Source organism: Sorangium sp. So ce448 (genome assembly GCF_051520915.1).
Lineage (GTDB): Bacteria > Myxococcota_A > Polyangia > Polyangiales > Polyangiaceae > Sorangium > Sorangium cellulosum_B.
Genome location: NZ_CP150343.1, coordinates 9564369 through 9577723 on the forward strand (window position 1 = coordinate 9564369; position 13355 = coordinate 9577723).

The 13355-nt window shown below is 67.0% G+C and carries 10 protein-coding genes and 1 pseudogene; all 11 read right to left on the reverse strand.

Annotated features, from left to right (window positions below; all coding sequences use genetic code 11):
* Nucleotides 1–194: 194 nt before the first annotated feature.
* Nucleotides 195–1625, reverse strand: a complete 1431-nt coding sequence (locus WMF45_RS36220; RefSeq protein WP_437710160.1) for a M56 family metallopeptidase — start codon at nt 1623–1625, stop codon at nt 195–197.
* Entirely contained in the window at nt 1622–1996 is a 375-nt protein-coding gene (locus WMF45_RS36225; RefSeq protein WP_437544121.1) for a BlaI/MecI/CopY family transcriptional regulator, read from the reverse strand. The genes WMF45_RS36220 and WMF45_RS36225 overlap by 4 nt, the downstream gene beginning before the upstream one ends.
* Nucleotides 1997–2198: 202 nt before the next feature.
* Nucleotides 2199–3107: a pirin family protein gene (locus WMF45_RS36230; RefSeq protein WP_437710162.1), complete on the reverse strand. Its 909-nt coding sequence runs from the start codon at nt 3105–3107 to the stop codon at nt 2199–2201.
* 638 nt (nt 3108–3745) lie between these two features.
* Complete coding sequence (locus tag WMF45_RS36235; RefSeq protein ID WP_437710164.1) at nt 3746–4051, reverse strand: hypothetical protein; 306 nt, start codon at nt 4049–4051, stop codon at nt 3746–3748.
* Between the two features lie 362 nt (nt 4052–4413).
* Nucleotides 4414–4710, reverse strand: coding sequence for a hypothetical protein (locus WMF45_RS36240; RefSeq protein WP_437710166.1), 297 nt, complete (start codon nt 4708–4710; stop codon nt 4414–4416).
* A gap of 16 nt (nt 4711–4726) precedes the next feature.
* Nucleotides 4727–5824: an IS630 family transposase gene (locus WMF45_RS36245; protein ID WP_437710168.1), complete on the reverse strand. Its 1098-nt coding sequence runs from the start codon at nt 5822–5824 to the stop codon at nt 4727–4729.
* A gap of 740 nt (nt 5825–6564) precedes the next feature.
* Nucleotides 6565–7287, reverse strand: a complete 723-nt coding sequence (locus WMF45_RS36250; protein WP_437710169.1) for a hypothetical protein — start codon at nt 7285–7287, stop codon at nt 6565–6567.
* A complete protein-coding gene (locus tag WMF45_RS36255; protein ID WP_437710171.1) occupies nt 7284–8039 on the reverse strand; it encodes a hypothetical protein in 756 nt (251 codons plus the stop codon). The genes WMF45_RS36250 and WMF45_RS36255 overlap by 4 nt, the downstream gene beginning before the upstream one ends.
* Nucleotides 8040–8108: 69 nt before the next feature.
* Nucleotides 8109–8648 carry a hypothetical protein gene (locus WMF45_RS36260; protein WP_437710173.1) on the reverse strand — a complete coding sequence of 180 codons (540 nt, stop codon included), beginning with the start codon at nt 8646–8648 and terminating at the stop codon, nt 8109–8111.
* Nucleotides 8649–10629: 1981 nt separating this feature from the next.
* Nucleotides 10630–12039, reverse strand: a pseudogene (locus tag WMF45_RS36265) (trypsin-like serine protease); the annotation flags it as partial.
* Between the two features lie 13 nt (nt 12040–12052).
* On the reverse strand, nt 12053–13294 hold the full coding sequence (locus WMF45_RS36270) for an ISL3 family transposase (RefSeq protein ID WP_437710175.1): 1242 nt from the start codon (nt 13292–13294) through the stop codon (nt 12053–12055).
* Nucleotides 13295–13355: the final 61 nt, after the last annotated feature.

Genomic DNA, 13355 nt, shown 5'->3' on the forward strand with positions numbered 1-13355 from the left:
CTGTTCTGCCGAGGCATCGCCTCGGTTTCTTCGGAAAATTCACAGGGAGACGGGGAGACGGGGAGACGAGAGGGGAATAGTCAAATACTCCCTGTCTCCCCGCCTGCCTGTTCAATTTCCCCGCTGAAAACGGCGGCAAATGAGGGGGATAGCTCGGCCTGTTCTGGACAGGTCCGTGCGATGTGCGGAGCGCGCTATCGAGGCGCGCTGCCGGACGCCCGCGGGCGCCTCTCCCACGTCGTCGATTCGTCGACGAATCGCTCTTCGATCCAGGCCTTCGCGGCGCGCGCGTGCCTCAGCTCCTGGCGCAGCTCGAGCACCAGCACGGCAGCCTGGGTGTCCTCGCGCTGCGCGTCGGGGAGGAGCAGCGCTTCCTCGAGCCGCGCCTCGATCTCCTGCTCGCGGCGCGCGAGCTCGGCCATCTGCTCGCTCGCCGCGGCCGCGTCGGGCGGCGATGCCGTCACGTCGAGGGCAGCGCCGCGCTCCCGCGGGAGCGCGCTGCCCGCGCCTGCCACGAGCAGCGGCGGCCGCGCGCGCGCCACCTGGACGCTCAGGCCAGCAGCCGCGATGCCGGCCGCGGCGAGGCTGGCGATGGCCCGCCGCCGGCCCAGAGGGCTCGACGTGGCTCGCGCCCGGCTCCCCGCATCCAGGAGGCGCCTGACGCGCGGAAGGAGCGCGCCCGCCGAGCGCGCCATGGCCGGGACCAGCGCGCGCCGCGGGGCGAGCGACGCGCCCGACGCGACCTGGACCAGCGCGCGCGCCAGACCGAGGGGATCTCCCGTGAGCTCGACGGCGCGATCGTCGCAGGCGAGCTCCGCTGTCTGGCGGAAGCGGGATGACGCCCAGTGCACGAGAGGATGCACCCACAGGACCGACTGCACGAGGCCTGCGGCCGGAAACCAGAGCCCGTCGCGGCGCTCGAGGTGCGCCAGCTCGTGCGCGAACACGGCGTCGACCTCTGCGTCGGTGAGGGAGGCGAGCCTCGCCTGCGGAATGCAGATCTCGGAGGCTCCGATCACCAGCGGGCTGCCGATGCCGGCGCTCTCTGTCAGCGCGACCCGGCGCAGCCCGATCCGGGCGCGCAGCCGCTCCAGCCGCTGGAGCAGCCGCGCGTCCTGCACCTCCGTGCGTCCGCGGAGGCCACACCACAGCAGCAGCGCCGACGAGGCGAACCGCAGCAGCCCCAGCGCGGCCGCCCCGGCCGTGCACGCGGCGAGCAGGGTCCACCCCGGGCTTCCCCCCGCGCGCCACGCCGGTGATCCGGCGCCGGCGCTCTCCCTGGCCGAGCCGCCGGCGTCTCGCGCGGCATCGAGGACCGCCGGCGCGGGCGCGTCCTCGAGCGACAGGACGGCGATCTCTCCAGGAGATGCCGTGTCCCCGGGCGCGCGCTCGAGGCCCCATGACATCGCCGCCGCGAGCAGCAGAGTCGCGAGCGGACCGAAGAGCGCCATCTTCCAGAGCAGGTGCCGCGTGGAGGACGAGAGGGATCTCCGTCGAGCCAGGAGCGCCGCCGCCCCGGTCCACACCGCGGCGTGGACCGAACAGGTGAGCAGCAGCGCCAGCCAGAGGGCCGCCATGGCGGGCCAGGCGCCCGGCCCCGCGAGCAGGTGGAGCGCCAGGATCACGCGCCTTTCTCCTTGATCAGCCGCTGCATCTCCTCGAGCTCTTCAGGGCTGAGCTGCTCCGACTCCAGGAGCTGCGCGGTGAGGGCCGAGGCCCTGCCGCCGAAGAACGAGCGCAGCACGCGGTGGAGCACGCCCCTGGCCGCCTCCTTCTGGTCGACCGACGCGCGGTACACGAACTGCCTGCCAGACCGCTTGCGCTCCACCCACCCCTGCTGGCTGAGCCGCTGCAGCAAGGTCGCCACCGTCGTGGGAGCGAGCTCCCGCCCGTCCTCCGCCATCGCCGAGACGACGTCCCCGACGGAGCCTTCCCCGACGGTCCAGAGGGCCTTCATCACCGCGAGCTGCAGATCGGTCAGCGCTTCGGTTCCCACGACGACAAGTGTCGTTCATGGGCGGCCGTCCGTCAACTACAAATGTAGTCGCGTCGACTCTGGGGCGGCCGGCGGGATCCCGGGCCCGGGTCGGGCCGCGCGACATGGCCCGTCTACCTCCCTTGAACGCGGCGCCTGGGAGCGCCGCTCCGGCTCCCTCGAACACGGCGCCTGGGAGCGCCGCTCCGGCCCTCGCGCCCCCTCACCCGTCGGGGAACGGGATGAACTCGATGTCGTCGCCCGGCACCTTGGGAAAGAGCCCTGCCTTCCAGTCCTGCTTCGCGCGCTCGATGCGCTCCGGCGAGCTCGAGACGAAGTTCCACAGGATGTGGCGGTCGCCTTCGAGCGCGGCGCCGCCGAGGAGCATCACGCGGCTCTGCGAGAGCGCGCGGAGCTCCGGCTGAGCTCCGGCGCGGAACACGAGCATCGTCCCCTCCCCGAAGCGCTGGCCCTCGCAGCCGACCGACCCGTCGATCACGTAGGCCGCGCGCGCCGCGTGCTCCTCGGGCAGCGGGAGCGTCGCGCCCGTGTCGAGCTCGGCGTGGACGTAGAGCGTCGGTGACAGGACGCCGACCGGCGAGCGCGCGCCGTAGGCCTCCCCCGCGATCACGCGCAGCACCGCGCCTTCCCGGGTGACGACGGGGATCGTCGCCGCCGGGTGGTGCTCGAAGCGGGGCGCGTCCTCCTCGTGCTCCATCGGCAGCGCGAGCCAGCACTGGACGCCGTGGAGGTGCGTCTCGTGCGCCAGGTCGCCGCGCTCGGAGTGGACGATGCCGCGCCCGGCGACCATCCAGTTGACGTCGCCCGGCCGGATCGGCTGCGTGGAGCCGAGGCTGTCGCGGTGGAGGATCTCCCCCTCGAACAGGTACGTCAGCGTCGCGAGCCCGATGTGCGGGTGCGGGCGCACCGAGATGCCCTGTCCCACGGCGAAGCGCGCAGGGCCCATGTGGTCGAAGAAGACGAACGGACCGACGAGCCGCCGGCGGACCGACGGCAGCACGCGCCGCACGGAGAAGCCGCCCAGATCGCGGGCGCGCGCGTCGATGACGAGCTCGATCGCGTTCGCGGGCGAGTCCACGCACGCGGGTTCATGGTCGGCGTAACGGCTCATCGGGGGCTCCTTCGCGGCGCCGGGCGGGGGTGCGCGGGGCGTCGCCTCCGTCCAGGGATCGCTACCCTAGCCCATCGGGAGCTCCGGATGTGTAGCGGCGCGTCGCCCAGGTTTTTCTGTGGCTGCGTGTGAGGTGGTGCCGAGCCGCTCGGGGGCCTGCCGTGAGCGCGGCACCAGGGAAGTCCTTGGGCAACGATTTTGCGGTGGCGAACCGTCGCGATCCGTTGCTTCCGCGGCAGTTTTGGGGGGCCCACACCGCCGATCGCTCCCCTTCGGAGGGCATGGACCCAGCCCGGGCCCAACCGACGAGCCCTGGGCTCGGGGAGTTCGCGCCGGCCCATCCGTCGTCTCGAGCTGCGCTGGTCGCCTCGCTCGCCGAGACGCTCGCCCGTGCCGTCGCGCTTGGGGACGAGGAGGCGGCCCGGGTCGTTCACGAGGCGATCGGTCGGATGCTCGGGCTGCCGGTGAAACCCGAAGGGCGAGCAAGGTCACGCCCGTAGCGTGAGGCTTACTGCCGCCGAGAGGTCACATTCGCAGACGCGCACCGCATTGGGCCAGCAGCAGGCGCCACCCCCACGGGCCATCGAGTGCTGCGGTCTGCTGAACCAGCTTCTGTTGACCACGCCGGGAGCACCTCGTCATCCTCTTGGCTGACGAGAGGCGCGCAGGTCAGCCAGGTAGCCCGGATCCCGAAGACACCCGAAGTCGAGCTTCTCTGCGAGCGGCTCCGCGTCGGCCCGGACGCGCCCACGCTCAAGGAGCAGGGCCGGGGCTCTCGCCCGGTCTGGCGCTGGCGCGCCCCGGACGATGCCTGGCGGGCCCTCGCCGGCCAGATCCCGGCGGCTTCGCTGCAAGGTTTTGGCGACGCCATTCGCCTCGTCCTTGGAGAGCGCGATCCGAAGCTCGATCTCGCGCCCGATCAGCGCTTTGCCGCCGCGTTCCACGGCAAGACCCTCCGCACATCGGGCGCGCTGCGCGAGGGGCTCGTCCGATCCCTGGTGTACCTTTCGCTGAGTGACGCCGCGCTTGCGCCGCTCCACGGACCGCAGCGTGGCAGTCTCCTCGCGAAGGTCGTGGCACGCGATGTTTTACCGCCCCCGTGGAAATCTGGGCCTCGCGCGCTGAGCTCCTACCGCTCCTTTCGGAGTCCGCACCGGAGATGTTCCTCGAGTGCCTAGTACAGCGTTCCCCAACTTCGTCCCTGGATCGGCGATGTGCCAGCCCCGCTACGAGCTGAGCCGGCCAAAGCGAGTTCGTCGCTGGAGGTCGACGCAACGCCGGCGGCGCAACACCAGCGCAGGGGCAGCTACTCGATAGGCGCGAGCGTCCAGGGGAAGTCGGTCATCATCAACTTGAGCAAGTCCTGCCACAGGCCACGGAAGCCGGTCTTTTCCCACTTGCCGGTGTGGGTTGCGATCTCGAGCGTCCAGAGGTGGACGGTGTCACGGCGCAGCCTGGCGTGCGCGATCGGGTCGGCTTCAGGACCCGACTCGATGATCACCAACTGCCCGTACTTCCGGGCCCTCAGGTGGGGCAGTCCGTGCGCTTCGAGGTAGGAGCGGACCGCGGCGGCGTGCTCCGGGGCGGCGTGCGGCTTGGACATCGGCCCGCACGGAAGCTCAGGCTGCGTACGATGGCAAGGTCGCCCTCCACTGGCCGCGGAACTTCCAGCGGAAGGGCCGGGCTTGGTGCTCGTTCCAGTGGCGCACGAAGCCGAGCACGCACCGGCTCAGCTCCTCGGTGGAGGCGAAGGAGGCGTGCTTGAGCACCCGACGGCTCAGGATGCTGAACCACAGCTCGATCTGATTGACCCACGACGCGTGGATGGGCGTGTAGACGAAGTGGAAGCGCCCGCCGTACCGTGCGTTGAACTCGTTCCACCTGGCGCCGTGGTGGATGTTGAGGTTGTCCCAGATGATGTAGACCTCGCCCGTGGGATAGCGCTTCGCCACCTCGTCCATGAACGCGAGCAGATCGGCGGCGGTGCGTGTCGGTCCACAGCGCGACACCACCTCGCCCGTCTTGACGTTGAAGGCGCCGATCAGCGTGAGCGTGCCGTGGCGTCGGTACTCGAACTCCCGGCGCGCGGCTTTTCGGCTGCGGCACGGCTGCATGGGGAACCGATGCTCCAGCGCCTGCATGCCGGTCTTCTCATCGACGCACAGCACGGTCGCGCCTGCGGGAGGCTCCAGGTACAGCTTGCAGATCACCTCGACCTTGGACCGGAAGTCCGGGTCCGGGCTGTGCAGCCACAGCCGGACCCGATGCGGTCGGAGGCTGGCTCCCCGCAGCACGCGCCAGACCTCGGTGCGGCTCAGCTCCACCTTGGTTTCGAGCTTCAGGGCCTTGGCCAGCTGGTCCAGGGTCCAGACCTGCTCGAACGGGACCTTGTGCTCATCGGGGCGGCAGCAGGCCAGCTTGATGAGCTCGTAGTGCACCGCGGTCGCCACGCGCGGCGGTCGGCCCATGCGCGGCTTGTCCTGCAGCACCGCCTCGTCCGCGATCGCTGCGACCCGGTTGCGCCACTTACGCACCGTCTTGATGTCGCAGCCTAAGGTACGCTGGATGTGCTCGTTGCTCCATCCCTCGTCGGCCAGGAGCGCGATCCGGGCACGCTGTGCATCGCGCTGCGAGGTCTTGGGCGAGCGCGCCGTCTGCTGCAGCTTCTGGCGCAGCGGCGCGGGCAGCAGGACGGGTTTTGCGCGAGCTCGGGGCACCTCGCGCGTGGGACCTGCCCCCGAGCCGAGGGCTTCAAAAACGCACGCGATCGCAGGTGACCCGGCAACCTCGCCTCGCAGATCTCAATGCGCTGCACGTGCTCGCCACGCTCTGGCTGCACGGCCCCGATGGGCTCGGCTGGCTCACCTCGGATCCAGGGATGAACTTGGGGAACGCTGTACTAGTGCCGCACCGCGGCCCTGTTGCTCCATCCTATCGCTCGGAGCCGCATCGAAATGGCTGGATCCGAGCATATGGACGGTTCATCAGAACAGTGTCGAAGCACTAGACATCCAGCGAGCACTGATCCGCTCGTTCTCCTCGAAAGTCGAGGCAACGAAGGACAGGCAGATCAGGACCACATGGCGCGATCCATCGCAGATATCAGCGGCGCATGGAGCCCAGGAATTGCCAGCGCTCCGCCCCGCGCCGAACGTCGCTGCGCTGCCCGCCCCCTCGCCCATCGCCTCGCTGTCCCCGATCGTCGCTGCGCTCCCTGCGCCGACCATGTCTGCGCGTGACTACCTCGGCTCGCCGGAACCTGCCGTCGCCTCTGTCGAACGTTCGCAGGGCTGACCGCTCTGCGTCAACCGCTCAGTCGACGAACAGCCCCCACGCTGCGCGCTGCGTCGATCCAGACTCGGACACCTTTCAAACTATCAACACGCCAACCATCAATGTGGAGAGTGACTCCACTTGAGATCTTGAGAGCGCCACGCCGATCGCTTCGACGGTGTTCCTACCAGCTATCTGAGAACAGACAATCGTAGAGCGTGGCCTCTCCCAAGAGGCGGCTGTCGGTTGCTACGTCCGGTATGATGAGCTTTCCGACGAGTGGCGGCATGCGCTCGTATCCCCAGGTGCGTTCAATTTCCTGCGCGATCCAAGTGGCGCACGGCTGCTCATCCGGCGACAGATCGAAGCTGAGATCCTGTCGTCTAGCTTCTAGCGGAAGTGGTGGCTCAACAAGGTTGGGCTTGACCAGCCTGACCAGCTTGCCCATCCAGGCAGGCAGGACGTAATGCGTGTCATGAACGAAGACGCTTACGTGGCGAGACGGCGTCGCATTAAGCACCTTGTTCCTCTCGATTTCTTCGAGATCGTCAACGGTCCGTAGGCTGTAAACGACATAGCAGGAAACCAATAGACTCACCATGAACCCTATCACATGACCGTACTCCCCTGGAGCGCTTGCTCCGATAGAGAGGTGACCGGCGTAGCAGGCGTCGTAGTTTCCCGTGGGAAGATGAATAGAACGGTCAATCAGGGAACGCTCCGGAAACTTATCATGGATCCGATCTAGCATACCTTGCCAACGGCCATGTTCGGCTCCGGCTCGACGACGGGCATCCACCAGCCGTCCATATTCCTCTGTCCGCTTGTAGCGCGAGTCCTCACGCGAGACCCCACGTGGGTAATAGCAATATGCCGCCTCGACCAACTCTTCGTTCGAGTGCTTCATGGCTTTGTAACCCTGGCACCCTTCACAGCCTCTGGCATTCTAACCTTCATCTCTTCAGTGAATTTGAAGCAAAAGATCCCCTGTGGCATGTGGATGTCGGATCTCATTATCTTGCGAGATGCCGTGGACGACACTTTGGCACTTATGGCAGCAGCCAACTCCGCCGAAATCTTCCCCTGAGCTTCATTTCGCAAGGGTACACCAATCGTCATCTTGCATGACCAAAATTCAGGATAAACATCGACCCATCGCTTTATCTTAAAATCCACGGCGGCTTCCTGCCAACCTCCCGGAGTTTGGGTTCCGTCATCTTCGATTTTAGTGACAAAATTAAATATTGTTGGAGAAAAGCCGTTTACTCCGGATGTTGGGCATTTTGAGCCACACGCATCGCTACAGAATATAAATGTCTGTCCGTCCCCTGCGGTGTCGCCGGGCCCTGAGCATGTGCTGTCTGTCGAACTCTCCGAGCTGCCCTTCGGGCTCTCTTCTGAGCTCTCCTCTGAGCTCTCCGTCCTATTACACTGGATCTCACGCTCTCCGGCACCTTGCGGTTCTCCTGGCGGCGCAGCCCTGAAGTCACCCGCTGCGCTGGACGTGAAGATGGGTTCGGGCGGTCCGATTGGAGCGCTCGCGCCTGCACCCCTTTCCCACTCCTCGCGAGGATAGCAGTCTCCGACCGTCCAGTTGCACGCCGCTAACGCACAGCCGATGACGACTAGAAACATCGCAAGAATTCTCTTTGAGATCATTCGGTGCTCCAACTGCAAACTTCGATTTTTTTGGTGGTGGCAACAGCCGAGCGTGGCTCCATCGGGGACTTACTTGGCGAGCCATCGAAGTACGGGGCCGGCGACAACGACTGCTGACACATGGCCTGGAAGTACAAGGCTGCTGCCACCGACCCAATCGACAGTAGCGATCGCCGACACGCCCAGCGGTCCAGCAATGTACGCGTTGGCTTGCGCATGTCCGCCTACCGCCGTCCCGGCAACGCGCCCACATAAGGTGTCGCCGCAGGCCGGCATGAAGTAGATCGCAAGCGATGGCCCGGCGCTAAAATCGCCATCCTTCCATGCGTATCCGACGGCGACGGAGGTGTGATTGTAAACGCCGGCCCCGCCTATCTGGATAGGTGGCACGACGCTGCACAGGTCGTGGACCTTGAACAGAATGTCTTTCTTGATATGCCACGAAATCCCCGCGTGCGGGCCTATTGCGAGCCGCGGAGCGGTGCCAGCTTGGATCCATCCGAAGCTAACGCCGGCGCTCAATTCGGATGCCTCTGCCTGCGGCGGAACGACACCGAGGACGAGCACGAATATTGCCACTGATAGGATTCGCCGGTATGTCGTCCGCATCGTCTTCCTCCCCCCTTCCGCAACAAACGGACAACGTGGCAACTACAGGATTGGGCGTCAAACGGAATCTAGGCGAGAGCATCACAATGGACGTGGGTTGTACCGTCCAGAGCGTGCACCATTGCGCATCTGCCAACGACGCGCGAGTCCTTGTCAACGCCCTTGCACCGGCTGCCCGCCCACGGGCGCGCGGCTGGTGCTGCACGACGTCGCCCGTGCGCCAGCATCGCGCGCGAGCGCAGCGCCTCATGGTGGCGCGGGTAGGCAGCGGCGACGCGCGCTGACGCCGCGCGCCTGAGCCGCACGAGATCGCCCGTGCGCCACCGTAGCCCGCGGACCCGGCCGGCGGTTTCGCCGGAGCAGGCCACCGTTGATGACGGCCGCAGCTGGAGTTGCACGACGTCGCCCGTGCGCCACCGTCGCTGCAGGCGCGATCCGCCTCGTGACCGTCGGCAGGTCGCCGTTGACGGCGCGCTGACAGCCGCGCTCCTGGAGCTGCACGACATCGCCCGTGCGCCACCGTCGCCGCGAGCCCGGCCGGCGGTTTCGTCGTGGGCAGGCCGCCCTTAATGGCGGCCGCACCTGGCGCTGCACGACATCGCCCGTGCGCCACCGACGGCGCGAACGCCATCCGGCTCGATCTCGCCGTGGGCAGACCGCCCTTGGTGACGGCCGCACCTGGCGCTGCGCGACATCGCCCGTGCGCCACCGTCGCCGCGAGCCCGGCCGGCGGTTTCGTCGTGGGCAGGCCGCCCTTAATGGCGGCCGCACCTGGCGCTGCACGACATCGCCCGTGTGCCACCGACGCCGCGAGCGCGATCCCGCTCGGCCTCGCCGTGGACAGGTCGCCCTTAACGGCGCGCTGAGGCGTGCGCCTGGAGCTGCACGACATGGCCCGTGCGCCACCGACGTCGCGAGCGTGATCCCGCTCGGCCTCGCCGTGGGCAGGTCGCCGTTGATGACGGCCTCGCCTGGAGCTGCACGACGTCGCCCGTGCGCCAGCCTGTGCTTCTGTGGCGCATTCAGCTTCCAGATGACTAAGGAGCTGCACGCATATGGTAAACGGTCTGCGGTCTAACTCACGTTGCAGCTGTCAGCCTGCTAGCAGCGGGTGGCATCGTTCCGGCGCCCCTCTCGCCGCGCGGACGGCCGCAGCTGAACGCACCTTAGCGGACCGCGCCGACATGGCTTGGCCTGTGGGGAGCTCCGCAGCTGTGTTATCCGGGCACCTCCTCAATGCGACCTGCTACCGTCGGCGCGACCTTGCTCGTCCCTCTGGTGCTGGCGCCAGGCCGAGCAGCCGACCGATCGCCTCGTGAACGACTCGAGCCGCAACGTGGTCCCCGAGGGCGACGGCGGAGCTGAGGGCGTTGGCGAGCGCTGCGAGCACGACGGCGCGAGGCGATGGGTCGAGCAGGGCGAGCTCCCCGGATCCCGAGCTCGCCGGTTGGGCCCGGGTTGGGCCCACGCGTTCCGAGGGGCTGCGATCCGTCGTCACGCCCCCCCGAAATGCCGGCGCATCCCACGGATCGCCCCGGTTCGCCACCGCAAATTCGTCCTTGGGCGACATCCTGGCTGCATCCGTCTGGTTGCGCTTGCGAGACCGTGCCCGACAGGCGGCGCGGCAAGCGATGCTTTGGGGTGGCAGGACCTGGTGGGCCTTCGATGGGCAGGAGCGACCACGGCCTGAGGCGCCAGAGAAGAAAGCGTCGCGTGCCGCCCTTTGGTCCGCTTCCCGGCCCCTTTGAGGGGCCCCCACTCCGAAAGCCCCCGGCTCTGCCGGGGGATGTTTACTCAGCTCTGGAAACCGAGCTCCCGAAGCCGACTCGCCTCGGGCTAACCCATCGGATCCACGAAGACTTCAAGGCGGAGCGGACCCCATCGCAGAAGGACGGTGATGTCAACTGGCCCGGTTCCGCCTGGGGGTTCCGAATTGCTTGACATCCACCCGACGTTTGCTTTTCCGATCCGCGCCGCGCAGCTACTCCACAGGGGCGACGTGGACCTCGACCGTACCGCTCCCCGTGTTGCTGGTCTTGATGAAGGCGAGGTCGAAGGTGCCATCCTGATCGTAATCGACGAGCTGCCACACACCGTCGGCCTCGGGCCTGAAGGGGGTCGGGGTCGAGAGGACACGGGTCTGGTAGCCCGACGTCCCGGTCGCGACGAACACCTCGACTCTGCCGGTGGTCGTGTTGCTGGTCTTGATGTACGTCAGGTCGGGGATGCCATCGTGATCGTAGTCGACCAGCTGCCAGACGCCGTTGGTCTCGGCGCCGAAGGTGGTCGCGGTCGCGAGGGTGCGGCTCTGGTAGCCCGACGCCCCGGACGCGACGAACACCTCGACTCTGCCGCTGGTCGTGTTGCTGGTCTTGATGTACGTCAGGTCGGGGATGCCATCGTGATCGTAGTCGACCAGCTGCCAGACGCCGTTGGTCTCGGCGCCGAAGGTGGTCGCGGTCGCGAGGGTGCGGCTCTGGTAGCCCGATGCCCCGGACGCGACGAACACCTCGACTCTGCCGCTGGTCGTGTTGCTGGTCTTGATGTACGTCAGGTCAGGGATGCCATCGTGATCGTAGTCGACCAGCTGCCAGACGCCGCTGGTCTCGGCGCCGAAGGTGGTCGCGGTCGCGAGGGTGCGGCTCTGGTAGCCCGACGCCCCGGACGCGACGAACACCTCGACTCTGCCGCTGGTCGTGTTGCTGGTCTTGATGTACGTCAGGTCAGGGATGCCATCGTGATCGTAGTCGACCAGCTGCCAGACGCCGTTGGTCTCGGGGCTGAAGGTCGTTCCCTTGTGGATCGGCACCGGTGCGTGGTTATCCACCGTGTCGCGAATCCACGTCGCCGCGACCGCTGAGAAGCCTTCGACGCGGTGTGCCGGCCAGTCGCCGTCGTTGTGGCCCGTGACCACGGCGGTCACGCTGCCCTGCGGGAAGGCGGCGTTCGTGCAAATGAGCGGGCCTCCGGAATCGCCCTTGTCGGGGATCGCGGTGCCGAACGTTGCTTCCATATAACCGCTGGGAGCAGAAAGCGTAACGTCCACATACCCCCAATACTTCGCGCCCCCAGCAATCGTGCCGTCTGGGTTGTTGTGGATCCCGTATCCGGCGACCTTGCAGCGCGTTCCGACGGCGGGCTGCGTGGACGTATTGTACGGGAGGGGCATGACGGACAATACAGGATCGGCGAGATAGAGGAGCGCTTGGTCCACCCCCGCGCTGGGATGCGGGAAGGTCTCGGCGACAGCGGTCGAGATGGTGCCGTTCGTCAGCACGGTCGACGCGCCACCCAGGCAGTGCTTCGCGGTGAGCACCCACCGGGGCGCGATCAGCGTCCCCGTGCAGCTGACTGGTAAGACTCTCACGATTGCAGGATCGCCGTAGTCCCTTTCGGGCTCTCCTTTAGGTTTGGTGGATGCGTGGCCAGGTGTGAACCGGTTGCAGTGCGAGACCTGAACAGCAGAGGTGAATCAGCGCGATGAGGGAGGAGGCGCCGTGAAGGCCGTACGACCGTCGCGTAATGGTGCGCACCTTGCCATTGGTGCCTTCCGAGCGTGCGTTCGACAGCCCGCTTGCGACGTAGGCGACGATGCCATCGAGATGGCGACCAATTGTTCGCGCCGCTTTGGCGAAGGGCTTGAGGCCCGAGCGCGTCGCCCACGATATCCACTCTTCGAGCTTCGCCAGTGCGACATTCGGTTGACGCCGATCGAGAATGGCAGCGAACGACTCCTTGAGCAAATAGGCGCGGTAGAGCGTCGCATTCGCCTTCGGCAGTTCGGTCAGCTTCGCTCGCTCGATTCCAGTCAGGTTCCAAGGGTTTTTCTGCAGCGCGAATCGGGTGTGCTTCAGCGCGCTGCGCTCTTCTGGATCTTCGATCGTTCTCACCTCTGCACGGCGTACTTCGTCGAGCGCGTCATGAACCAGCCGCTGGACATGAAAGCGGTCGAAGATGATCTGCGTGTTCGTCGCCGACTCCGAGACCGCCGAGATGTACGCGTTCGACATGTCGATGGTGACCGCCTGGAGGAGCGCGCACCGCTCCGAGCCGAGCTCTTGGAAGAAGGTCCGGAGCGTGTCGGCGTTCTTCCCCTCTCGCGCCCAGACCACGCGCCCGGTGACGTGGTCGACCACGATGGTCACGTACTTGTGGTGTTTCCTGTAGGAGAGCTCGTCGACGCCGATGTGCGTGAGCCCGTCGAGGATGTCGTGGGGCAGCCGTCGCTCGACCACGCGACCGATGATCGCGCCGACCGTCGCCCACGCGACGCGCATCATCGCCGAAACGACGGTCTTCGAGGCCATCTGCGCCAGGTACCCGACCGTCTCCTCGAAAGCGTGCGTGAACCAGCTCATCGGGTCGGCCCAAGGCACCATCTCGGTGGTCACTCCGCACCGCGAGCAACACAGCCGCCGCGGCGAGTACTGGAGCTCCAGCGACATGCCAGCGAGGTCGAGGTGACGCCAGCGACGCGGTTTCCGCTGGTCGTACACCTTCCTCACCTGGTGACCGCACCCTCCGCAGCGAGGGATCTCCGTGGTCGGCTCGACGTCGCAGACCAGCCCGTCCGCCGTGAATTGCGCGCCAGTGACGCGAGTGAACTTGATTCCGAGGACATTGTTGAGCAAAGTGGTGGCGCGCACGGCCGATCGGGCTCCATGGGTTGGTGTGGTAACCCCCGAGGTAGCCCGTCGGCTGTGCGCG

Excerpts from the sequence above, each read along its gene's own strand:
- WMF45_RS36260 (WP_437710173.1), bottom strand. The coding sequence starts at position 8,648 with ATGCGGACGACATACCGGCGAATCCTATCAGTGGCAATATTCGTGCTC.
- WMF45_RS36255 (WP_437710171.1), bottom strand. The coding sequence starts at position 8,039 with ATGATCTCAAAGAGAATTCTTGCGATGTTTCTAGTCGTCATCGGCTGT.
- WMF45_RS36250 (WP_437710169.1), bottom strand. The coding sequence starts at position 7,287 with ATGAAGCACTCGAACGAAGAGTTGGTCGAGGCGGCATATTGCTATTAC.
- WMF45_RS36240 (WP_437710166.1), bottom strand. The coding sequence starts at position 4,710 with ATGTCCAAGCCGCACGCCGCCCCGGAGCACGCCGCCGCGGTCCGCTCC.
- WMF45_RS36230 (WP_437710162.1), bottom strand. The coding sequence starts at position 3,107 with ATGAGCCGTTACGCCGACCATGAACCCGCGTGCGTGGACTCGCCCGCG.